This is a genomic window from Paenibacillus mellifer, from assembly GCF_023195895.1.
In the GTDB taxonomy this organism is placed as follows: Bacteria; Bacillota; Bacilli; order Paenibacillales; family Paenibacillaceae; genus Fontibacillus; species Fontibacillus mellifer.
Genome location: NZ_JALPRK010000014.1, coordinates 101,211 through 122,225, shown reverse-complemented (window position 1 = coordinate 122,225; position 21,015 = coordinate 101,211). Strand labels below are relative to the sequence as shown.

At 53.2% G+C, this 21,015-nt stretch carries 19 protein-coding genes; 18 read left to right on the top strand and 1 reads right to left on the bottom strand.

The window, feature by feature from the left end; translation table 11 throughout:
• Window positions 1-42 precede the first annotated feature (42 nt).
• Window positions 43-1,356: a replication-associated recombination protein A gene (locus M0651_RS15485; RefSeq protein WP_248552645.1), complete on the top strand. Its 1,314-nt coding sequence runs from the start codon at window positions 43-45 to the stop codon at window positions 1,354-1,356.
• Window positions 1,357-1,452: 96 nt separating this feature from the next.
• Here the strand turns inward: M0651_RS15485 and mnmA are convergent, their stop codons facing one another.
• On the bottom strand, window positions 1,453-2,586 hold the full coding sequence (gene mnmA / locus M0651_RS15480) for a tRNA 2-thiouridine(34) synthase MnmA (RefSeq protein ID WP_248552644.1): 1,134 nt from the start codon (window positions 2,584-2,586) through the stop codon (window positions 1,453-1,455).
• A gap of 240 nt (window positions 2,587-2,826) precedes the next feature.
• On the opposite strand from mnmA, the gene cymR reads away from it, so the two are divergent.
• The 17 genes from cymR to M0651_RS15395 all read left to right on the top strand — a co-directional run bounded on the left by cymR (window position 2,827) and on the right by M0651_RS15395 (window position 20,803).
• Window positions 2,827-3,246 carry a cysteine metabolism transcriptional regulator CymR gene (gene cymR / locus M0651_RS15475; protein ID WP_068784637.1) on the top strand — a complete coding sequence of 140 codons (420 nt, stop codon included), beginning with the start codon at window positions 2,827-2,829 and terminating at the stop codon, window positions 3,244-3,246.
• 132 nt (window positions 3,247-3,378) lie between these two features.
• Window positions 3,379-4,530: a cysteine desulfurase family protein gene (locus M0651_RS15470; RefSeq protein WP_248552643.1), complete on the top strand. Its 1,152-nt coding sequence runs from the start codon at window positions 3,379-3,381 to the stop codon at window positions 4,528-4,530.
• A 96-nt stretch (window positions 4,531-4,626) separates the two neighbouring features.
• Window positions 4,627-5,130, top strand: a complete 504-nt coding sequence (locus M0651_RS15465) for a PRC-barrel domain-containing protein (protein ID WP_248552642.1) — start codon at window positions 4,627-4,629, stop codon at window positions 5,128-5,130.
• 31 nt (window positions 5,131-5,161) lie between these two features.
• Entirely contained in the window at window positions 5,162-5,371 is a 210-nt protein-coding gene (locus tag M0651_RS15460; protein WP_193416592.1) for a YrzR-like zinc ribbon domain, read from the top strand.
• Between the two features lie 242 nt (window positions 5,372-5,613).
• On the top strand, window positions 5,614-7,053 hold the full coding sequence (locus tag M0651_RS15455) for a PTS mannitol transporter subunit IIBC (protein WP_248552641.1): 1,440 nt from the start codon (window positions 5,614-5,616) through the stop codon (window positions 7,051-7,053).
• 82 nt (window positions 7,054-7,135) lie between these two features.
• Window positions 7,136-9,211, top strand: a complete 2,076-nt coding sequence (locus tag M0651_RS15450; RefSeq protein WP_248552640.1) for a BglG family transcription antiterminator — start codon at window positions 7,136-7,138, stop codon at window positions 9,209-9,211.
• A 43-nt stretch (window positions 9,212-9,254) separates the two neighbouring features.
• Window positions 9,255-9,692 (top strand): PTS mannitol transporter subunit IIA, encoded by a 438-nt coding sequence (locus M0651_RS15445; RefSeq protein WP_248552639.1) that lies wholly within the window; start codon window positions 9,255-9,257, stop codon window positions 9,690-9,692.
• On the top strand, window positions 9,689-10,843 hold the full coding sequence (locus tag M0651_RS15440; protein ID WP_248552638.1) for a mannitol-1-phosphate 5-dehydrogenase: 1,155 nt from the start codon (window positions 9,689-9,691) through the stop codon (window positions 10,841-10,843). The genes M0651_RS15445 and M0651_RS15440 overlap by 4 nt, the downstream gene beginning before the upstream one ends.
• A 782-nt stretch (window positions 10,844-11,625) precedes the next feature.
• Window positions 11,626-12,693 carry an AI-2E family transporter gene (locus M0651_RS15435; RefSeq protein WP_248552654.1) on the top strand — a complete coding sequence of 356 codons (1,068 nt, stop codon included), beginning with the start codon at window positions 11,626-11,628 and terminating at the stop codon, window positions 12,691-12,693.
• Window positions 12,694-13,081: 388 nt separating this feature from the next.
• A complete protein-coding gene (gene alaS / locus M0651_RS15430) occupies window positions 13,082-15,706 on the top strand; it encodes an alanine--tRNA ligase (protein WP_248552637.1) in 2,625 nt (874 codons plus the stop codon).
• A 133-nt stretch (window positions 15,707-15,839) separates the two neighbouring features.
• Window positions 15,840-16,100 (top strand): IreB family regulatory phosphoprotein, encoded by a 261-nt coding sequence (locus M0651_RS15425; RefSeq protein WP_155605813.1) that lies wholly within the window; start codon window positions 15,840-15,842, stop codon window positions 16,098-16,100.
• 9 nt (window positions 16,101-16,109) lie between these two features.
• Complete coding sequence (ruvX, locus tag M0651_RS15420) at window positions 16,110-16,526, top strand: Holliday junction resolvase RuvX (protein WP_248552636.1); 417 nt, start codon at window positions 16,110-16,112, stop codon at window positions 16,524-16,526.
• 12 nt (window positions 16,527-16,538) lie between these two features.
• Entirely contained in the window at window positions 16,539-16,856 is a 318-nt protein-coding gene (locus M0651_RS15415) for a DUF1292 domain-containing protein (RefSeq protein ID WP_009224380.1), read from the top strand.
• Window positions 16,849-17,148, top strand: coding sequence for a DUF1292 domain-containing protein (locus M0651_RS15410; protein ID WP_155605810.1), 300 nt, complete (start codon window positions 16,849-16,851; stop codon window positions 17,146-17,148). The genes M0651_RS15415 and M0651_RS15410 overlap by 8 nt, the downstream gene beginning before the upstream one ends.
• Window positions 17,149-17,235: 87 nt before the next feature.
• Window positions 17,236-18,291: an endolytic transglycosylase MltG gene (gene mltG / locus M0651_RS15405; protein WP_248552635.1), complete on the top strand. Its 1,056-nt coding sequence runs from the start codon at window positions 17,236-17,238 to the stop codon at window positions 18,289-18,291.
• A 15-nt stretch (window positions 18,292-18,306) separates the two neighbouring features.
• Entirely contained in the window at window positions 18,307-19,242 is a 936-nt protein-coding gene (locus tag M0651_RS15400) for a peptidase U32 family protein (protein ID WP_248552634.1), read from the top strand.
• Between the two features lie 226 nt (window positions 19,243-19,468).
• Complete coding sequence (locus M0651_RS15395) at window positions 19,469-20,803, top strand: peptidase U32 family protein (protein WP_248552633.1); 1,335 nt, start codon at window positions 19,469-19,471, stop codon at window positions 20,801-20,803.
• Window positions 20,804-21,015 lie beyond the last annotated feature (212 nt).

Below are 21,015 nucleotides of genomic sequence, written 5' to 3'. Positions count from 1 at the left end.
TGTCATGCTAATTATGTTAACGATCAAGGAAGTGACTTGAAATTGGATTTGTTTTCTTTCAATCAGGAGCAAAACCCGGCGGGGCGGCTGCTGGCCGACCGGATACGGCCGACCTCCCTCGATGAATATATCGGACAGGAGCATATCGTTGGCCCGGGGAAGCTGCTGCGGCGAGCAATCGAAGCGGATCAGGTGTCCTCGATTTTACTGTACGGCCCTCCGGGTTGCGGCAAAACGACGCTCGCGCACATTATTTCGAATCATACCCAAGCGGAATTCGTCCGATTAAACGCGGTGGATGCCTCGGTGAAGGACGTTCGCGAGGTCATCGAAAAGGCTCAGAACGACAAAGCTTTCTATGGCACGAAAACGATCCTGTTCCTGGACGAAGTGCATCGTTTCAACAGCTCTAGGCAAGATGCCTTGCTGCCGGCGGTGGAAAAGGGGACGATCATCTTCATCGGCGCAACGACGGAAAATCCGTTCCATTACGTCAACGGCGCCTTAATGAGCCGCTCCACATTATTTCAACTGGAATCGCTGACGAAGGAGCACTCGCTGATCGCGATGCGGCGTGCCTTGGCGGATCAAGAGAAAGGGCTTGGCTTCATGTCGCTGCAGGTCGACGAGGAGGCGCTGCTGCACATTGCCGCGATGGCGAACGGCGACATTCGGCGCGCGCTGAATGCCTTGGAGCTGGCCGCGATGACCACGCCGCCGCAATCGGACGGCACGGTGCATGTCACGCTTGAGGTTGCGGAAGAATCGATCCGCCGGCCGCTCGTCAAAGCGGACGAGTCGACGCAATACGACGTGTTGTCTGCGTTCCACAAGTCAATTCGCGGTTCCAGCGATGCGGCGGTATTCTGGTTCCTCTATGCCGTAGAGAAGCTGGGGATGGATCCGATGACCTTTATCCGCCGGTTGATCGCCGCCAGCAGTGAGGATATCGGCCTGGCCAACCCGCAAGCGTTGGTACAGGCAATTAGTGCCTTGGACGCTTACCGGAACAATGGTTGGCCTGAAGCGCGGCTGAACGTCGTCCAGGCGATTCTGTTTGCGGTCGAAAGCCCCAAATCGAACAGCGTCGTGGAGGCGATCGGGAACGCCATGGCAGCCATTGAGGAGGTCAAGTCTTCCGAGGTTCCGTTACATTTACGCGATACCCATTACAAGGGCGCGGTGAAGCTCGGTCACGAAGGCTATAAGTATCCGCATAATTATCCCGGACATTATGTACAGCAGGAATATCTGCCCGAGCGCTTGGCCGGGCGTACGTTCTATCATGCCACCGAGCAAGGGAACGAAGCGAAGATCAAACACAACCAGGAGCTGCGGCGCAGAAACGGCAAGTAACCGGGGCGCATGGGCCCTGCGGATAAACGCAAAAAAAAAAGCGGGAGTTACGCGTCATAAGCTGACGCCGTAACTCCCGTTTTATATTGATCCTGCTTAAGCTTGCGCTGCCACAGCCTCCGCCCGCAGTTTCACCGGGGCATCGATCGTGCCTCCGCCGAGGCATTCCTCGCCTTGGTAGAACACGACGGCTTGGCCCGGGGTGATCGCCTTTTGCGGCTGATCGAACTCGACAAGCACGGTGCCGTCCGGCCGAGCCGTCAGCGTCACGCCTTGATCCGGCTGACGGTACCGGAATTTGGCCGTGCAGTGAAACGGCCCTTCCGGCAGCTTGTCGGCCCCGGCGATCCAATTGACGCCGGAAGCAATCAGCGACGTCGAGTACAAGCTCGGGTGCTTGTCGCCTTGCACGACGTACAAAATGTTGCGCTCCAGATCCTTGTCGGCAACGAACCATGGTTCGCCGGTGCCGGAACCGCCGATCCCCAGACCTTGCCGTTGGCCTAGTGTATAGTACATCAGGCCATCGTGGCGGCCCTTAACTTCCCCGGTGACGATATCAACCATATCGCCGGATTTGGCCGGCAGGTAGTTGCTTAAGAATTCCTTGAAATTGCGTTCTCCGATAAAGCAGACGCCGGTGCTGTCCTTCTTCTTCGCGGTATATAAACCGGCTTCTTCCGCAATCCGACGCACCTCCGGTTTCGGCAGGTGACCGATCGGGAACATGGCTTTGGACAACTGCTCCTGATTCAGGGCATTGAGGAAATAAGTTTGATCCTTGTTGTTGTCGACGCCTCGCAGCAGCTTGTACATCCCGTTCTCTTCCACGACCCGGGCATAATGACCGGTCGCCACGTAATCCGCACCAAGATCCAGCGCTTTGTTCAGAAATTCGCCGAATTTGATTTCCCGGTTGCACATGACGTCGGGATTTGGCGTCCGGCCCCGCTTATATTCTTCGAGGAAATAGGCAAATACTTTATCGTAATACTGCTTCTCGAAGTTTACGGTGTAGTAGGGGATATCGATTTGCTCGCAGACGCGGCGAACGTCTTCGGCGTCCGCTTCGGCCGTGCAGTAGCCGAATTCGTCGGTATCGTCCCAGTTTTTCATGAATATGCCGATGACGTCGTAGCCCTGCTGCTTCAGCAGGAGCGCGGTCACCGAGGAATCGACGCCGCCGGACATGCCGACGACGACGCGGGTTTCGCTATTAGGCTTCGTCATGATTATCACTCCTTTGAGCGGCGTTCGCTCGCCGTTTATTTTACCATAATTGTTGCTTTATTTTCCAAAACACATATGATATGTTACGATAAGCACAGGGTAAAGATAGGAATAGGGAGGAATTCCCGGATTTGGGCACGGCTGTCGCGGAAGAACGCGGCGGAGGGCCCGAGACTGTCTTTTAAAGGATCAAAGCTTAATTATATAAAGTTTACTTGAAAATTGAAAGAGGTGCCTTCTTTGAAGATTTCTACAAAAGGACGCTACGGATTAACCATTATGATGGAGCTGGCCGCTAAATTTGGCGAGGGGCCTACTTCTCTCAAAAGCATCGCCGAGAAAAATCAATTGTCCGAGCATTATCTCGAGCAATTGATCGCGCCGCTGCGCAACGCCGGCTTGGTAAAGAGCGTACGCGGGGCTTATGGCGGTTATATTCTTTCCAAGGAAGCCAGTGAAATTACGGCGGGAGACATCATCCGCGTGTTGGAGGGGCCGATTTCCCCGGTGGATTTCACAGAAGAGGACGACCCCGCGAAACGCGATTTGTGGCTGCGCATCCGCGATAGTATCGCTGAAGTGCTGGATTCGACGACGCTGGAGAACCTGGTGAATTTCGAGGAGCACGGAGCCAAGGAAAATTACATGTTCTACATTTAATCCGCGAACCGACTTGTCATCATGAATGCGGTAGGATACAATCAACAAACGATTCGGTAACCGTCCCGATCCCGGGGCGGTGATTTACGTTTATACGCTGATATCAAAGATAATTGGAACAAGGTGAGAGCCATGAAGCATATTTATTTGGACCATGCCGCTTCCACGCCAATCCATCCGGAAGTCGCGGAAACGATGTTGAAGGTGATGCGGGAGCAACTCGGCAACGCATCCAGTGTTCATTATTTTGGACGAGAGGCCAAACGTCTGGTGAACGGGGCGCGAGATACCATCGCGGCTCGGATCGGCTGCCGTCCGGATGAACTGGTGTTTACCGGCGGAGGGACGGAAAGCGATAACCTGGCGTTGTTTGGCACGGCGTCCGCCTGCAAGGCGGACGGCCGCCATATCATCACGACCGCCATCGAGCACCATGCGGTGCTGCATTCCTGCGAACGTCTGGAGAAGGACGGGTTCGAGGTAACCTATTTGCCGGTGGATCGCTACGGTCAGGTGAATCCGGATCAGGTACGAGAAGCCATTCGTCCCGATACCATTCTGATTAGCGTCATGTACGGCAATAACGAGATTGGTACGATTCAGCCGATTGCCGAAATCGGCGCGATCGCTAGGGAGCGGGGGATCGTTTTTCATGTTGACGCCGTGCAGGCGCTCGGGTCACTGCCGATTTCCTGTCGCGATCTTCCGGTCGACTTGATGAGTTTTTCTTCGCACAAAATCAACGGTCCCCAAGGCGTCGGGGCTTTATATGTACGGAAGGATCTTCAGCTGGAGCCGATCCAGTACGGCGGACTGCAAGAGAGAAAGCGCCGGGCCGGTACGGAAAATATGGCCGGAATCGCCGGTTTTGCCAAAGCCGTTGAGTTGGCCGAGGCGGAGCGTGAGACGCGCACCGCGGACGATCGCCTGTGGATCCAGGAGTTGCTGTCCGCTTTGGAACAGCGGATCACCCGGGAGGCTTTCCACCTGAACGGCCATCCAACCGATCGGCTGCCGCATATCGTCAACCTCAGCTTCCCGGAAGTGGATTCGGAGACGATGCTGATGAATCTCGATATGGAAGGTATTGCCGCCTCCAGCGGATCGGCTTGTACCTCAGGATCCTTGGAGCCCTCGCATGTGCTGGAAGCGATGCATCTTCCGGCAAGTTTTTTGCGATCCGCGATTCGATTTAGTGTAGGATTGGGTAATACTAGGAAAGAAATTTCCGAAACTGCCGAAAAAATTGGAACCATCCTGGAACGACTTCGTAGAAGAAAATAATGGGCACCTTTTGGGGGTCAAATCGCTTTTACGGAGGGGAGGGTAAGGATTTTCGGAACCGTGTGAATTGCCCAAGCAGGGAGTGTCTTATACAACATGAGAATGCAAGAAATGATCGGCCTGACCGTTTATGATGTGGAGCATGGCAAGCAGGTCGGGAAAGTCGTTGACATCCTCCTGAACCACGACTGGTCGATTGTTGGCATCCAGCTGGAGAATCGATTATTTTGGACCTCCGGCGTCAAGACGGTGCTATGGGACGATATCGTGGCCTACGGCGAAGATGCTGTGATGATTCGTAATCAACAGGCTGTCCGAAAATGGGGAGCCGAGAACATACAGAACACCTTTTTAACGGGAAATGGGAAGTTAAAAGAGCTGTCGGTCCTGACCGAGGACGGAATTCGTCTGGGTCATGTGACGGATGTTTATTTTGAGCATGAATTGGGAAACACAATTACTGGAATTGAAATTAGCGACGGGTTTTTCACCGATCTCATGGAAGGGCGCAAACTGCTGCCTTTTTTGCCGGAAATGACCCGAGGGGAGAATGCGATCATGGTGCCCCTGGGCAGCGAACAGCTGCTTGAAAAGCCGTGAATTTTGTGGATGGATAGGTGATGGTTCTATGATGAAATGTCCAAATTGCAATTCCAAGGATATCGGGAAAATCGGCTCCCACCAGTTCTACTGCTGGGGTTGCTTTATTGAACTCACGGTGAACGGCGACAAAATGTCCGTATATCAAGTCGAGGAAGATGGTACGCTCAGCTCGCTGGACGATCTGTTCTTCGGCGAGGAAATGGTGCAGGATTTCTCCCAAATGCACGCTTCCTCGTAACAATATATTCCGGTTATGCTGTGGAAATGCAAAAGCTGTCCCCTTTTTAATCATGGAGGGGATGGCTTTTTTTGTATGGAGGAATCGCTCTTCAAATGTTGTCAACAATAATCATGACGAAACCGTGTTTTCATTTGATTGAGAAAGAAAGCGCTTTGAATTAGGATGAGTTTAGAAGCACGGTAATCCAACAAGTCAACGTTGTTGATGGTCCGTACATCATTCTAAGGGGGTTTCTCTTTATGGCTATAGCACAAACGAAAAAACCGTCAACTGGAACCGGCGGAGCAAGGGTCAAGGTTCAGCAGTTCGGTCGTGCGCTCAGCGGGATGGTCATGCCGAACATCGGCGCATTTATCGCCTGGGGGTTAATCACCGCACTCTTCATTCCTACCGGCTGGATTCCAAGCGAATATCTCGCCAAACTGGTCGATCCGATGATCAAATACTTGCTGCCGCTCCTCATTGGCTACACCGGCGGCAACATGGTACATGGAAGACGTGGTGCCGTAACCGCTGCGATCGTAACGATGGGGGTTATCGTCGGCAGCGACATTCCGATGTTCCTCGGCGCAATGATCGTGGGTCCGTTGTCCGCTTGGGTCATTAAGCAGTTCGACAAATTGGTCGAAGGTAAAATCAAGTCCGGCTTTGAAATGCTGGTCAATAACTTCTCGATCGGGATTTTGGGCGGCTTGATGGCTCTGGGAGCTTACAGCGGCATCGGTCCGGTCGTCACCGCGATTAGCAAAGGGTTGTCTTCGGGCGTTGACTTCCTGGTGGAGGCAAAATTGCTCCCACTGGTCAACCTCTTGATTGAGCCAGGCAAAGTGTTGTTCCTGAACAATGCCATTAACCATGGTGTCATTACGCCGATCGCTTCGGAAGAAGCGCTGCGGGTAGGCAAATCGATGTTATACATGCTTGAATCGAACCCAGGTCCAGGTCTTGGCATTCTGTTGGCTTACTGGATCTTCGGACGCGGTATGGTGAAACAATCGGCTCCGGGCGCAGTGGTGATCCACTTCCTGGGCGGGATTCACGAGATTTATTTCCCGTATATCTTGATGAAGCCGATCCTGATTCTGGCTGCTATCGCAGGTGGTGTGGCAGGTACGTTCACGTTCCAATTGACCGGTGCGGGCCTTGTAGGTTCTCCTTCTCCGGGCAGTATCTTCGCTTACTTCTTGATGACGCCGAAGGGCGGATATGTACCGATGTTAAGCGGCGTGATTGTGGCAACGGTCGTTTCGTTCCTTGTCGCTTCGTTCCTGCTCAAAACGGGGAAACAAGATGAAGAAGATATGAACTTGGAAGAAGCTTCGGAGAAAATGAAAGAGATGAAATCCGCAGGCTCGAGAGCGGAAACGGCAGCTCCTGCTGCTGTAGGCGGCGCGCACAAGGAAATCGTGAACAAAATCGTGTTTGCTTGCGACGCCGGTATGGGGTCCAGTGCGATGGGCGCTTCGGTGCTGAGAAAGAAAATGCAGGAGGCAGGCGTAAAGGTGACGGTCGTCAATTCGGCTGTCAGTGAAATTCCGAGCGACGCAGATATCGTCATTACGCAAAAAACGCTGACGGACCGCGCAATCGCAAACAAACCGGATGCCGAGCATATCTCCATTGATAATTTCCTGAAGAGTCCCAAATACGATGAACTGGTCGAACGGCTGAAAGGCTAAGCTCGCGCCGGTTACGATGCGGGGGCAGAACACTGGCGATCTTTCGCCGGTGTTTTGCGTCTATATTAGGGAGAGACTTAATATGAGGAAAATGACCGCACGACAAAAGCAGATCCTCATCCTCCTCCTCGGGCGCAAGAACGGGATGACCGCTGCGGAAATCGCAGCGGAGATCAACGTCAGCGTCAGGACGGTTCACCGGGAACTGGACGAGATCGAGAAAATCTTGGCCAATTTCGGATTGCTCCTGCACCGTAAATCCGGAACCGGCATCTCCGTTTGGAGCAATGCCGCAGGTAGCGAGGAGGGCAAGAAACTGCAAGAAGCCAGGCGTTTGCTGCTGGTGGATAAACCCAGTGACTACTCCGGAGAAGAGCGGCAGCTCTTGTTGATCTGCCGCTTGCTGGAGGAGCAGGAGCCCTGCAAGTTATTTACATTGGCTAATGGCTTGAAAGTTACGGTTGCGACCATCAGCAGCGATCTGGACGAGGTTGAGCCTTGGGCCCGCCGATTCGGGCTGGAGTTGGTCCGCCGCCGGGGCTACGGCGTCGAGCTTATCGGGGATGAGCAGGGGAAACGCGCGGCATTATGCCAATTGGCTGCCGATCACCTGGATTACTCGGATCTCATCGGAGGATCGCCGGTAAGTCAAGTATCCTCGGCGACCGCGAAGCTGTTGGAGGTCGTCGGCACTCACAACCTGATGACGGTGGAGAACACGCTTTGGGCGATGAACTGGAACTGGACCGAGCACTTGTCTGAAAATGCCTACACACAGCTATTGATCCATCTCTCCGTCTCGGTAAATCGGATTCACGTAGGGAGATTCGTGGGAGCGGTGCAAGGCAAGCCGATTTCCACTGGGGCTGGCGGGGAGCGGGATGAAGGCGAAACCTCCCGCTTTGCCCTGCGTTTGGCCGATCAGCTTACGCTCACGTTTCCGCCGGAGGAAATCGCCTATATGAACGGCTTGTTCAATCGGGCGAAAGAAGCCTCTCCCGAGCTCGTTCAAGCGGATTTAGAGTTGGTTGATACCGTATACCGGCTGACGGAGAACGTCGTCAAGCGAACCGGCATCCCGTTTCAGGAGGACCGCCTGCTGCGCAGCGGCTTGCTCGAGCATATGGGCCCGGCGTTTAAGCGAATCCGAGAAGGCTCGCGCATCCGCAATCCGTTGTTAAGCGCCATCCGCAAGGATTACGAGGAGCTGTTTGGGATCGTACGGGAGGCCATGAACGACAGCGCGGCCGGTCTGGAAGTACCGGATGAGGAGATCGGCTTCCTGGTGATGCATTTCGGTGCTTCCATCGAACGGCTGAATCAGCTTGGCCGCAACGTGCGGGCCATACTGGTCTGCTCAAGCGGTCTCAGCTCCTCCAAGCTGCTGGCCACGCGGCTCGCCAAGGAAATGCCGCAAATCGAAGTGCTGGGCAACGTCTCGTGGTATGAAGCCAAGCGATTACCGGAGTCCGATTACGATCTGATTATCTCGACGATCGACTTGCCTCTGCCGGAGGACCGTTACGTCAGATTAAGCCCGCTGCTCACGGAAGAGGACAGCGAGCAGCTGCTGGCGTACGTGCAGCATACGACGCTGAGATCGCGTAAGCCAGCACCCGAACCGGAATCCGCCAAAACCCGAGCCTTTGATAAGGTAAGATCGTTATCGATGGCTCTGAACGAAGTTGTCAGTCTGCTAGATCAGTTCGACGTGCGTGTTCTGAACAACCGGGGGGATTCGCTCCGGGGGACGGTCACAGCGGCACTGGAGGAAATGAATCAATCGTTCGTTCCGCCTTCCGTATCCGATGTTGCAGCCGTAACGGATCGTTTACTGGAACGGGAGAAGATGGCCAGTCAGGTCATTCCGGGTACATCGCTTGCGTTGTTCCACACGCGGACCCGGTTCGTGAATTACCGTTCACTAGCTTTGTTCCGACTGGAGGAGCCTGTACTGCTCGACGGCGGGACGAAAGTAGGCGCGTTGCTATTCATGCTTGCGCCGCGCGAGCTGTCGCGGGAGAGCTTAGAGGTACTTAGTGAGATTAGCGCTTTGCTGTTGAAACCGGAGCTTGTGGAACTGCTGGAGACGGGGGAGCGTCCGGAGATTCGAAACTTTTTGGCGACCGAGTTGTTGGTTTATTTTGAGAATCTGTAAATAAGGGAAGATAGGAAAATCAGTGGAAAGGGAGAGAACAATAATGAAACTACTGTCTAAAGAGAAAATTATATTAAATGGGAAAGCTAATGATAAATACGAAGCCATTCGTATGGCTGGAAAGCTGCTGGTTGACGCCGGCCATGTCACTGAGGAGTACGTCGACAAAATGGTCGAGCGCGAAGAAATTGTCTCCACCTATATGGGCGGCGGCCTGGCGATTCCACACGGCACGAAGGAAGCCAAAAGCCTGATATCCTCGACAGGACTATCGGTTGTTCGCTTCCCGGAAGGCGTTGACTTCGGCGGCGATGAGCCGGCCTTTATCGTGATCGGCATTGCTGCTGCCGGAGGGGATCATATGGAGGTCCTCACCAACGTCGCCATGGTGTTCACCGAGGAATCCAATTTGGAGCGAATTATGAACGCCCGGACAGAAGAGGAGATTGCGGAAATTCTGGAAGGGGGCATGGAAGCATGAAGGCGGTCCATTTCGGCGCAGGTAACATCGGAAGAGGATTCATCGGCTTATTGCTGTCTCGCTCTGGTTACAAGGTTTGCTTCGTGGATGTCAACGAGAAGCTCGTCTCGGAGTTGGCCCGGCGTAAGGAATATCCCGTCACGCTGGCCAGCGATCAGCGGGAAACCTTCACTGTAAGCGGCGTGACGGCGATCAACAGCATGAACGATCCCGTTGCCTCCGCTCGGGCGATAGCCGAAGCGGATCTGGTGACGACGGCGGTTGGGGTTTCGGTGTTGAAGCATATCGCCGGTACGATCGCTCAAGGGCTGATGCTGCGTAAAACCGATGAGACGGCGTCCCCGCTTCATGTCATCGCCTGCGAGAACGCCATCGGCGGCAGCTCCCAGCTCAAGGAGCATGTCTATGCCCAACTGGACGAGGCGACACGGCAGTGGGCGGAGGCGAATGTAGCGTTCCCCGATGCGGCCGTCGATCGGATCGTTCCGCTGCAGCAGCATGAGGATCCGCTGCAGGTCGTGGTAGAGCCTTTCTATGAGTGGGCTGTGGACCAATCTCAAATGTTCGAAGGTTTTCACCGGGTCGAGGGAGTGCATTATGTTGACCGATTGGAGGCTTATATCGAACGTAAATTGTTTACCGTAAATACCGGCCATTGCTCGGCCGCTTACATGGGATACCTGCAAGGCCATGCCACGATTCAGGAAGCCATGAACGATGAGAAGGTCGTTCAGCATGTGCGCGCCGTCCTCTCGGAGACCGGGGCGTTGCTTGTGGCGAAACATGGGTTTTCGTCAGCCGAGCATCAGGCATATATCGATACGACTCTGGAGCGCTTCGCCAATCCGGCGCTGACGGATGAGGTTTCGCGGGTCGGCCGTTCACCGATCCGCAAGCTGTCCGCCGGCGACCGGCTGGTCTCCCCGGCGACGCAGGCGTATGAACGGGAGTTTGGATACGGCTACCTGGCGCTGACGATGGCGATGGCGCTCCGTTTCGAGTCTCCGGATGATCCGGAAGCCGCGGAACTGCAAGCGTCGCTGACAGAAGTCGGCGCTTCGCAGACCTTGGCCAAATACACCGGCCTCGACGCCGAGCACCCGATCCATCAAGCGGCGTTGGCGCATTACGAGGAATTGAAGAGACGCTAAGCGGCGACACCTTTATATGGAGTCAACGCATGTAAATAATGACCTCGGGCCGCTCTTGTCCGCCGCTTGTCACAGATGAGATGGAAGGAGGACAAGCGGCTCCCAAATGCGGACGTAAACTCCTTCTGGTTCTTTATTTCCCTGCTTGAAGCAAATATACTCGCTCGTAACATCACCGCTAGCTGGTGGATAAGATAGCAGCCCGGACGCATCTGTAATATATAGATGCGTCCGGGCTGTTTCGGTTTGCTCGCGCGGCTAACGGACTCAGGAGGCGTTATTATCTGTGAGCCGGGCATCCTTGAAACCTAACGGACTGAGATGACCTTATTCCAGCAAAATTGTCCCGGTTCGCTGCATTTATGGCTAAATAACGACCGCTGAGTCCGTTACATCGGGAAATAGTCGGGAAATGACTCAATAACGTCTCTCAGGTCCGTTAGGAGTAAGAGGCCCACCGAGAAAGCACTCGAAGAGCGCAAAAGGCCAGAGGGAGAAATGATTCTGGAGAAACGTTAGTGGTCGCCTTTGCGAGTGGATTTCTACACCGTTAGAATCTAGTCCAACCAGAGAAATCCATGAGCAACAGCGATCGTAAGAACATTTCACCCGCCGGCCCCCAGCGCTCTTCTAATCTTTTTCCCTACGTCTACGTTTCCTCTAATCTTTTCCCCTACATCTCCGGCTCCTTCGCAACCCCCTCTTCTCATAAATCTCTCTCCCCAGGCAAATACTGATCTATACGATTATTCGGTGCGGAGGAGGAAGGAGGCATGGAGCCAATGGAACCGATCACCAGAAGCAAACTGTTCCGGTATGGCATCTGGCTGCTGCTCGGGCTGGTCATCCTGTTTTTCGTGTGGCAGTTGCGTCCAATGTTTGCGCTCGTCTATGGATTTCTCAAAGCGGTGTTCGCACCGTTCGTGATCGCCATCATCATCTCTTATGTCTTGAATCCGATCGTCCGGATGCTCGGCGGGCGCAAGGTGCCGCGGACGATGGCCGTATTGCTGATTTATGCGGTGTTCCTGACCGGCTTATCGGTGGTGCTCATGAACGTGATTCCGATGTTTGTCGAACAGCTGGAGGAGCTAGGGGAGCATTTGCCGGAGCTGACCATTCATACTCAGCAAATGATGAACCGCTGGGATAACGGGCTTTTGCCGGGGAGCATTCGCATGGGGATGAACAACTGGTTTTATCAATTTGAAAATCGGCTGGTGAGCGCCATTTCTGGTTTTCTCGACAATATCGGGACGACGATCGGCGTGGTGTTTAATGCGTTCATTATTCCATTTCTGATCTTCTACATGCTGAAGGACATCGAATTGATTGAACGGCTAATGCTGCAGTATTTGCCGCGTTCGCGGCGCAAGTCGATCATCACGTTGTTGAAGGAAATCGACATGGCGTTGGGGAACTATGTTCGGGGGCAACTGTTGGTCTGCGTCATTATCGGAGTGTTAGCTTACATCGGCTACATGGTCATCGGAATGCCGTTTGCCCTGCTGCTGGCGGGGGTGGTTGCTCTCTGCAACATCATTCCTTACCTGGGCCCGTTTCTGGGGGCGGCCCCGGCCTTAGTCATGGCCACAACGATCTCATGGAAAATGGTCCTGCTCGTCCTGCTCGTCAATATGCTCTGCCAAACGATCGAAAGCAACATCATCTCCCCGCAGGTCGTGGGGCGGAGCCTGCATATGCACCCGATGTTGATTATTCTGGCGCTTCTCATCGGCGGGGAATTGGCGGGGGTGCCCGGATTGATTTTGGCCGTGCCGTTTTTTGCTGTGGTGAAGGTGGTTATTCAACATTTCTACGCGTATTACGTTCGTCGCAAAGCCTTGTGAATAAGCCGCATTGACACAGCGTTAAGCGCCTTATATACTTAAAATGTTATGTGCAAAATCTAAAAAACGTTGATGAAATCAAGTACGTTCGGCATGCGGATTTACCAGAGAAAGGTTCCGCTGCAGGCGGCATCCCGTAAGGGAAGCCATGGCAGCGGCTGAGAGAACCTGAAATCTCGCGCGGACGGAAAGCTAATTTCGGAGTGTGAGCTCTAAATTCACCGGCAGGTCCCCGTTACCGGACCGACGAGGCGATCGCTGTAGACGCCGGCGGACTAACGTCCAGCCGCATCGAAAGCGATAACCAGGGTGGTACCGCGATTCAATCGTCCCTGATTTTCAGGGGCGTTTTTGTGTTTTTTAGAGGATAAATTAGGAGGTCAATACGATGAAAGCAAGTGAAATTCGTTCCAAATGGCTGGAGTTCTTTGCCGGTAAAGGCCATAAAATCGAACCGAGCGCCTCGCTCGTCCCGCATAACGATCCATCTTTGTTGTGGATCAACGCGGGGATGGCTCCGCTCAAGCCGTATTTTGACGGGCGTGTCAAACCGGAGAATCCACGTTTGACAAACTCGCAAAAGTGCATTCGCACCAATGATATCGAGAACGTCGGGAAGACGCGCCGGCACCATACGTTTTTTGAAATGCTGGGCAACTTCTCGATCGGGGACTATTTTAAAGAGGAAGCAATCACTTGGGCTTGGGAATTCCTGACCGACAAGAAATGGATTGGCTTTGATCCGGAGCGTCTATCGGTCACCGTGTATCCCGAGGATGAAGAAGCATTTAAGCTGTGGAATGAGAAAGTGGGCCTTCCGGCCGAGCGTATCGTTAAGCTGGAGGATAACTTCTGGGACATCGGCGAGGGGCCTTGCGGACCTTGTACGGAAATTTTCTACGATCGCGGCGACGCTTACGGCGACCTGTCTGATCCCGAATGTTATCCGGGCGGGGAGAACGAACGGTTCCTCGAGGTCTGGAACCTCGTATTCTCGCAATTTAACCATAATAAGGACGGCAGCTATACGCCGCTTCCGAACAAGAACATCGATACCGGGGCGGGGCTGGAGCGGTTCGCTTCTATTTTGCAGGATGTGAACTCCAACTTCGATACCGACTTGTTCCAACCGATTATTAAACAAACGGCAAAAATGGCCGGAGTCACATACGGTACTGCGGAGGAAAGTGATGTGGCGCTCAAGGTCATCGCCGACCATATTCGCACGGTGACCTTTGCTGTAGCCGATGGCGTGCTGCCTTCCAACGAAGGCCGGGGTTACGTCATTCGTCGCCTGCTGCGCCGCGCGGTGCGTTATGGCAAGCTGATCGGAATGGACAAGCCGTTTATGTTCGGCTTGGTGGGGACCGTCGGTGACATCATGGGCACCTATTATACGGACGTTGTAACTAAACGAGAATTTATCGAAAAGGTCATCCGTGTCGAGGAGGAACGTTTCCACGAAACGCTCAGCGACGGCTTGGCGATTTTGGCGGACATTAGCGGAGAAGCGAAGGCCGCCGGCCGTACGCTGATCAGCGGGGCGGATGCCTTTAAGCTGTACGACACTTACGGATTCCCGCTGGATCTAACTGAGGATTTTGCAGCGGAACACGGGCTGGGTGTCGACCGTGAAGGCTTTGAAGCTGCCATGGAGGAGCAACGTGAACGCGCCCGGGCCGCTCGTCATGAGAGCGGCAGCATGAAGGTGCAAGGCGGAGTTCTGGCTGATTTTACGACTAAAACGGAATTCGTTGGATATAATGAGCTTGAAGTTACTACCAGCATCGTCGCTATCGTGGCTGACGACGCTTTCGTGGATACGCTTGGTGCAGGCCAATCGGGTCAAATTATTTTGGCTTCGACGCCTTTCTATGCGGAAAGCGGCGGCCAGGTCAGCGACCAGGGGACCCTTCGCAGCGGCTCCGGCAGTGCGACTGTAGAAGGTTTGTTTAAAGCACCACACGGGCAGCATGTCCATCAGGTGACGGTAGAGGCCGGCGAACTGCGAGTCGGTTCAGAAGTTACGGCTTCCGTTAACAAGGAACAACGCGGCCATACGGTGAAGAATCATACGGCAACCCATCTGTTGCATAAGGCGCTAAAAGAAACGCTCGGCGAACATGTGAATCAAGCCGGTTCCCTTGTTGAACCGCAGCGCCTGCGCTTCGACTTCTCCCACCTTGGCAGCATTTCGCCGGAGGAATTGGTGGAAATCGAACGCCGCGTGAATGAGCAGATTTGGAACGCGCTGCCGGTGATAACCTCGCTGAAGGCGATTGATGAAGCCAAAGCGATGGGGGCAATGGCGTTGTTCGGCGAGAAATACGGGGACATCGTTCGCGTTGTCCAGGTCGGCGAGTACAGCCTGGAGTTGTGCGGCGGTTGCCACGTGAACAATTCGGCGGAGATCGGCCTGTTCAAAATCGTCAGCGAAAGCGGCATTGGCTCCGGTGTGCGACGGATCGAAGCGGTGACCGGACGAGGCGCGTACCAATTCATGGATGGTCAGCTTGACTTGCTGAAGCAAGCAGCCGGCCTGTTGAAATCGAATGTGAACGACGTGCCAAAACGGGTCGAAGGATTGTTCCAGCAGTTGAAGGAGCTCGGTCGCGAGAATGAGTCGCTGCAAAGTAAGTTGAGTGTAATCGAAGCCGGTGAATTGACGAGCCAGGTGGTCAGCGTTGGTCAAACCCAACTCCTGGCTGCACACGTTCAAGCCGGAAGTATGGACGCGCTGCGCACGTTGGCCGACGAACTGAAAGCCAAGCTGCCGGATGCGGTGCTGGTGCTGGGTGCGCCTAGTGAAGACAAGGTGAATTTTGTTGTAGTCGTGCCAAAAGAGGAAGTGGCTCGCGGATTGCATGCCGGCAAGCTCGTCAAGGAAGTGGCGGCGGTGTGCGGCGGGGGCGGCGGCGGCCGTCCGGACATGGCCCAGGCGGGTGGCAAGGATGCCAGCAAGCTGGACGAAGCATTGAAGAGAGCTGCGGAATGGATTGCTTCCCAAGCCTAAAGGAACGGTAAATTTGACGGGGTCAACCCGTGAAAATTTCCTTATGGAACCCATGATATGGTATAGTATGATTAGGCTAAGAGGAAATGAGCTGCGATCATAAAGGCGTATGTCGAAGAAGCGAGGTGTCATCATGGACTCCATGGATAAAACCGTCAAATTTAACGTCAAAGGCGATGAACTAGAGGCGTCGGCGCAGGAAATTCTTCTTACGGTTTACCAGGCGTTGCAGGAGAAGGAATACAATCCGGTTAACCAGATCGTCGGATATCTGTTGTCGGGAGATCCGGCCTATATACCGCGTCATAACAATGCGCGAAGTTTGGTCCGCAAGAAGGAAAGGGACGAACTGATTGAAGAACTGGTACGTTTCTACATGGCGGGCCACCGATAGGAGCAACACATGAAAATCATGGGTCTGGATTACGGGGACCGTCGGATCGGAGTAGCCGTGAGCGATAGTCTAGGCTGGACCGCCCAAGGTCTCGAAACGATCGAGCGCCGGAGGGAAGGCAGCGAGTTCGAACGCATCGCCGAGCTGGTGAAACAGCACGAGGTGGAGGAGATTGTCGTTGGTCTGCCGAAGAATATGAACGGCACGATTGGTCCCCGGGGAGAAATATGCATGGCGTTTGCCGAGGAGCTTCGGAGCAGGCTGGGCCTGCCCGTGCATCTCTGGGACGAACGGCTGACCACCGTTTCAGCGCAGCGAACGCTGCTGGAAGCGGATGTCAGCCGGAAGAAACGCAAAGGTGTCGTCGACAAGATGGCCGCCAGCTTGATTTTGCAAAACTATTTGGACTCTAAGAGTATAAAGTGAGGGTGATCGCGTATGTCTAAAGATCGTATCGGAAATGAAGAAGAACCGGAAATTATTTATATCCCCGATGAAGAGGGCAATGAAGAAGAGTTCGAAGTGATTATGAAATTCGAAGTCGACGGTTCGGACGCCAAGTATATGATGGTCGTTCCTCTGGATTCTGATGGGAATGAAGATGAAGAGAGCGAAGAGGTATACGCGTTCCGTTACGAGGAAGACGGCGATGACCTGAAGCTGTACACGATCGAAAGCGATGAAGAATGGGAAATTGTTGAGGAGACGTTTAATACGCTCATCGACGAGTTTGACGGAGAAGATGGAAATGACTGATTTTACGGCAGACCAAGCGGTCCTGACGTCGCGGGTTCGCGACGCTTTCGGCCCAATCGTGGAGCTGGAGGACGAATCAGGCAATGCCTCCTATTATCAAGTCGTTCAGGAGTTTGACGTGGCTGGAGCGTCTTATGCGGTATTAATGCTAGAGAATGCATCCAAAGACGAAGAACCGGAGATTTTCAAGATTGTGATGACCGGCGACGAGCTGGAGCTGGTAACGATCGATGACGACGAGGAATGGGAGAACGTATCCGAGCTTTATGACGAATTGACCTTTCCGGAGTAGCTGGGAAGGCGTTGCAGGAGCACGATAGATCAGTCCGGAAAGAGCGGGTTTTTTGCCGCTCTTTTTGGCTGTTAAGGGGGAAGCGGTTTGAGAAAGGCGCTGAAATGGCTGACTGTCCTGCTGTTACTTGTAATCATCGGCGTAGGAGCTGCCGGAATCTATGTATACACAGGCATGCAACCTGTCGAAGCGAAGGAGCAGACGGTCAAGCTCACGATTGAACCGGGAACGGGGACATCGGGGATTGCGGAGTTGCTGGAAAACCAGGGACTAATTAAAAATTCCTTTTTGTTCGTTTCGTATTTAAAATGGAAGTCGGAAGGCAGCAGGTTTCAGGCTGGAGTCTACGAGATGAAACCGGGGGTCACGTATGACGAGATCATCGCCAAGCTGAACAGCGGCGACGTGATCAAAGCGGAAATGATCCGGTTTACGATTCCCGAAGGCTTTACCGTTAAGCAAATGGCCGACAAGCTAGCTGAGGAAGGCTTGGCCGACAAAGAGGTGTTCTTGCAGTTAGCGAAGAATGCAGCCGAGCTTAACGATGAGTTGTTATCTCAAATTCCGGCGGATGAGCAATTGACGTATCGACTGGAAGGGTATTTGTTCCCAGAAACCTATGAGCTGAAAAAAGGCAGTAATGAACGGGATATTATTACTCGCATGCTGCAGGAAACGGGAGTACGGCTTGGCGGAATTCCCGATTTCGCTCAAAAACTGCAGGCTCGCGGGCTTACCCTCGGCGAGCTGATGACGGTCGCTTCGCTGGTGGAGCGCGAGGTTGTTGTTGATACCGAGCGCCCCATGGTGGCCGGGGTTATCTACAACCGACTGAAGGACGGAATGAAGCTGGAAATCGACGCCACGGTGCAGTATGTGCTGGATAAACCGAAGGAGCGTCTGCTGAATTCGGATTTAAGAAGCGTGGACAGCCCCTACAATACTTATTTATACGAAGGACTACCGCCGGGACCTATCGCCGCCCCAAGTCTCAAATCGATTGAAGCGGCGCTGACGCCAAAGGATTCGGAGTACCTGTTCTACGTAACGAAGAAGGATGGCAGCGGGGAGCATCTGTTTGCCAAGACCTATAAAGAGCATTTGAAGAACATCGAGACTAGCAAGGCTATGGCCAATAAATAAAGGTGGTAGTAACAGATGAGCAAAAAACCGGAACTGTTGGTCCCTGCCGGTTCGCTGGAAGAACTAAAGCGTTACTTTGAAGCAGGGGCTGATGCAGCCCTGATCGGTGAATCCAAATACGGAATGCGCCTCCCTGGTGACATGACGACCCGGGACATCGCCGAGGCCGTACAAGTGGCGCGTGAATACAGAGCCAAAATTTACGTCAGCCTCAACAACCTGATGACCAATTCAATGTTGGAGGGGTTGTCCGATTATGTAAAGCAATTGGCGGAATGCGGTGTGGACGCAATCGAATTTGGTGATCCCTCTGTGCTCCAGACAGTGCACAAGTTGGCTCCACAATTGAAGCTGCATTGGAACGCCGAGATGACTTCCACCAACTATGCCACCGCCAACTATTGGGGTGCGAAGGGAGCCTCCCGAGTCATGTTGGCACGCGAGTTGAACATGGACGAGATCACTGCGATGCCCTCCTCGCTAAACATCGAGTCGGAGGTTCAGGTTCATGGAATGACTAATATATATCACTCGAAACGCAGCTTGGTGCAAAGCTATATGACGCATCAAGGACGTCCGGTCGTACCGGGTAGTGATCTGGGCTTGAAACGCGGATTATTCCTCGTCGAGGCGGAGCGGCCAGATGAGAAATTCCCGATTTTCGAGGATGCTAACGGAACGCATATTATGAGTTCCGACGATATCTGTATTTTGGAAGATTTGCACCTGCTGATGGCTTCAGGTGTCGACAGCTTCAAAATCGAGACGCTGCTGAAGCCGGAGGCTTATAACGAAATTGTGATTACCTCGTATCGCATGGCGATTGAGGCCTATTTCCGCGATCCGAAAGGGTACGAGCTTGATGAGAGCTGGATCGAGGCCATCCGGGATGTGCAAGATCCGGAGCGGGAGCTTACCTTCGGCTTCTTCTACAAAGAACAAGTCTATTGAGAGGAAGTCAAAAAGTCGGCTTTTGATCACGATGTTGAATCGTGGAGGCTTAATCGACATCGAATCTTGAATTCAGCCGGGCCTTCCGTTGCTCACGTAGGCTCACCTACGCTGCGCTACTCAGTCCCTAGCTTCATCCAACCTTCTCGGTGCTGAAAAGCCGACTTTTTGACCTGATTTAAAGCTTTAACATTCAAAAATCTTAAAAAATGAGAGGTGAACGAAGATGCAAACAGCGGAGAAACATATGCCGAAATATGCGGGGAAACGTAACCGGTTGACGAAACCCGAACTGCTCGCCCCGGCGGGTAATCTGGAAAAACTGAAATTCGCCGTCCATTACGGTGCCGACGCCGTGTATATCGGGGGACAACAATACGGCCTTCGTTCCAATGCGGATAACTTCAGTTTCGAAGAAATGCGGGAAGGCGTGGATTTTGCCAAGAAATACGGCGCGAAAGTGTTTGTCGCCACAAATATCTACGCCCATAACGAGGATTTGGAGGGCATCGAGGAATATCTGCGGAATCTGTACGAGGCGGGAATCGCAGCGATTATTGTTGCTGATCCGGTGATCATTGAAACGGCCCAGCGGGTTGTACCAGAATTGGAGGTTCACCTCAGCACCCAACAGTCGACCGTCAATTGGCAGGCGGTTCAATTTTGGAAGGACCAGGGTTTACCGCGAGTCGTGCTGGGACGTGAGACCAGCCTGGAAGAAATCGAGGAGATTAAACGTCATGTCGACATTGAGATTGAGGCGTTTATTCATGGCGCGATGTGCTCTTCTTTTTCAGGGAGATGCGTGTTGTCGAACCATTTCACCGACCGCGACTCCAATCGGGGAGGCTGCTGCCAATCCTGCCGCTGGAAATACGATCTGTTTACGGATGCGCGTTCGGAGGGGGAATGGATCTCTCAGGAAGAGGCCCGCGATAACAAGGTGTTGGAGAAGTTCCGCCTGGGCGTAACTCAGCTTCCTTTGTTCGAGGAAGAGGACAACGCGTTTACGATGGGTTCAAAGGATTTGTGTATGATTGGGCATGTTCCCGATTTGATCGATGTTGGCGTGGACAGCTTCAAAATTGAAGGCCGGATGAAGTCGATCCATTATGTGGCGACGGTTGTTAACGTTTATCGGCAAGCAATTGATGCCTACATGGCGGATCCGGACAATTATGTCCTGAAGCCGGAGTGGATTGAAGAAATCAATAAGGCGGCGAATCGCCCGCTGAACACGGGATTTTTCTACGATACTCCGGATCATGAAGATCATATTTACGAGCCGGAAGAAAAAGCGGCGCCTTATGATTTCGCCGGATTGGTCATGGAATATGACGAAACGACCGGAATGGCGACGATTCAACAGCGGAATCATTTTAAACCTGGGCAAGAGGTGGAGTTTTTTGGCCCGGGAGGCACCTTCTTTAAGCAAACGGTCGGAACCATTTACGACGAGGCCGGAAATGAACTGGATGCCGCCCGTCACCCGCTGCAACGAATCAAATTAAAGGTCGAGCAGCCAGTATCCTATTTCGATATGATGCGGAAAAAGAAGTAATGTAAAAATCAATATGCTTTGGGGCCTGTTCGTTTATAGGACGAAAGGCCCTTTTTTGTGTTTTTTGTCAAGATTATTTAAAATCCGATACATATGAAACCGATATTATAGAGGAGAACGTCAGGTATTGTCGAATATTTTGAGTAGCTGACGAGAGATGTGAACAACTAACTGTTTTATGCATGACCTCAAGCCCAAAAACTGGGGTCTGC

What these genes read in the sequence shown, in the direction of transcription:
- mnmA (WP_248552644.1), bottom strand. Translation starts at nt 2,586, where the DNA reads ATGACGAAGCCTAATAGCGAAACCCGCGTCGTCGTCGGCATGTCCGGC.
- M0651_RS15470 (WP_248552643.1), top strand. Translation starts at nt 3,379, where the DNA reads ATGAAGCATATTTATTTGGACCATGCCGCTTCCACGCCAATCCATCCG.
- M0651_RS15465 (WP_248552642.1), top strand. Translation starts at nt 4,627, where the DNA reads ATGAGAATGCAAGAAATGATCGGCCTGACCGTTTATGATGTGGAGCAT.
- M0651_RS15460 (WP_193416592.1), top strand. Translation starts at nt 5,162, where the DNA reads ATGAAATGTCCAAATTGCAATTCCAAGGATATCGGGAAAATCGGCTCC.
- M0651_RS15455 (WP_248552641.1), top strand. Translation starts at nt 5,614, where the DNA reads ATGGCTATAGCACAAACGAAAAAACCGTCAACTGGAACCGGCGGAGCA.
- M0651_RS15450 (WP_248552640.1), top strand. Translation starts at nt 7,136, where the DNA reads ATGAGGAAAATGACCGCACGACAAAAGCAGATCCTCATCCTCCTCCTC.
- M0651_RS15445 (WP_248552639.1), top strand. Translation starts at nt 9,255, where the DNA reads ATGAAACTACTGTCTAAAGAGAAAATTATATTAAATGGGAAAGCTAAT.
- M0651_RS15440 (WP_248552638.1), top strand. Translation starts at nt 9,689, where the DNA reads ATGAAGGCGGTCCATTTCGGCGCAGGTAACATCGGAAGAGGATTCATC.
- M0651_RS15435 (WP_248552654.1), top strand. Translation starts at nt 11,626, where the DNA reads ATGGAACCGATCACCAGAAGCAAACTGTTCCGGTATGGCATCTGGCTG.
- alaS (WP_248552637.1), top strand. Translation starts at nt 13,082, where the DNA reads ATGAAAGCAAGTGAAATTCGTTCCAAATGGCTGGAGTTCTTTGCCGGT.
- M0651_RS15425 (WP_155605813.1), top strand. Translation starts at nt 15,840, where the DNA reads ATGGACTCCATGGATAAAACCGTCAAATTTAACGTCAAAGGCGATGAA.
- ruvX (WP_248552636.1), top strand. Translation starts at nt 16,110, where the DNA reads ATGAAAATCATGGGTCTGGATTACGGGGACCGTCGGATCGGAGTAGCC.
- M0651_RS15415 (WP_009224380.1), top strand. Translation starts at nt 16,539, where the DNA reads ATGTCTAAAGATCGTATCGGAAATGAAGAAGAACCGGAAATTATTTAT.
- M0651_RS15410 (WP_155605810.1), top strand. Translation starts at nt 16,849, where the DNA reads ATGACTGATTTTACGGCAGACCAAGCGGTCCTGACGTCGCGGGTTCGC.
- M0651_RS15400 (WP_248552634.1), top strand. Translation starts at nt 18,307, where the DNA reads ATGAGCAAAAAACCGGAACTGTTGGTCCCTGCCGGTTCGCTGGAAGAA.
- M0651_RS15395 (WP_248552633.1), top strand. Translation starts at nt 19,469, where the DNA reads ATGCAAACAGCGGAGAAACATATGCCGAAATATGCGGGGAAACGTAAC.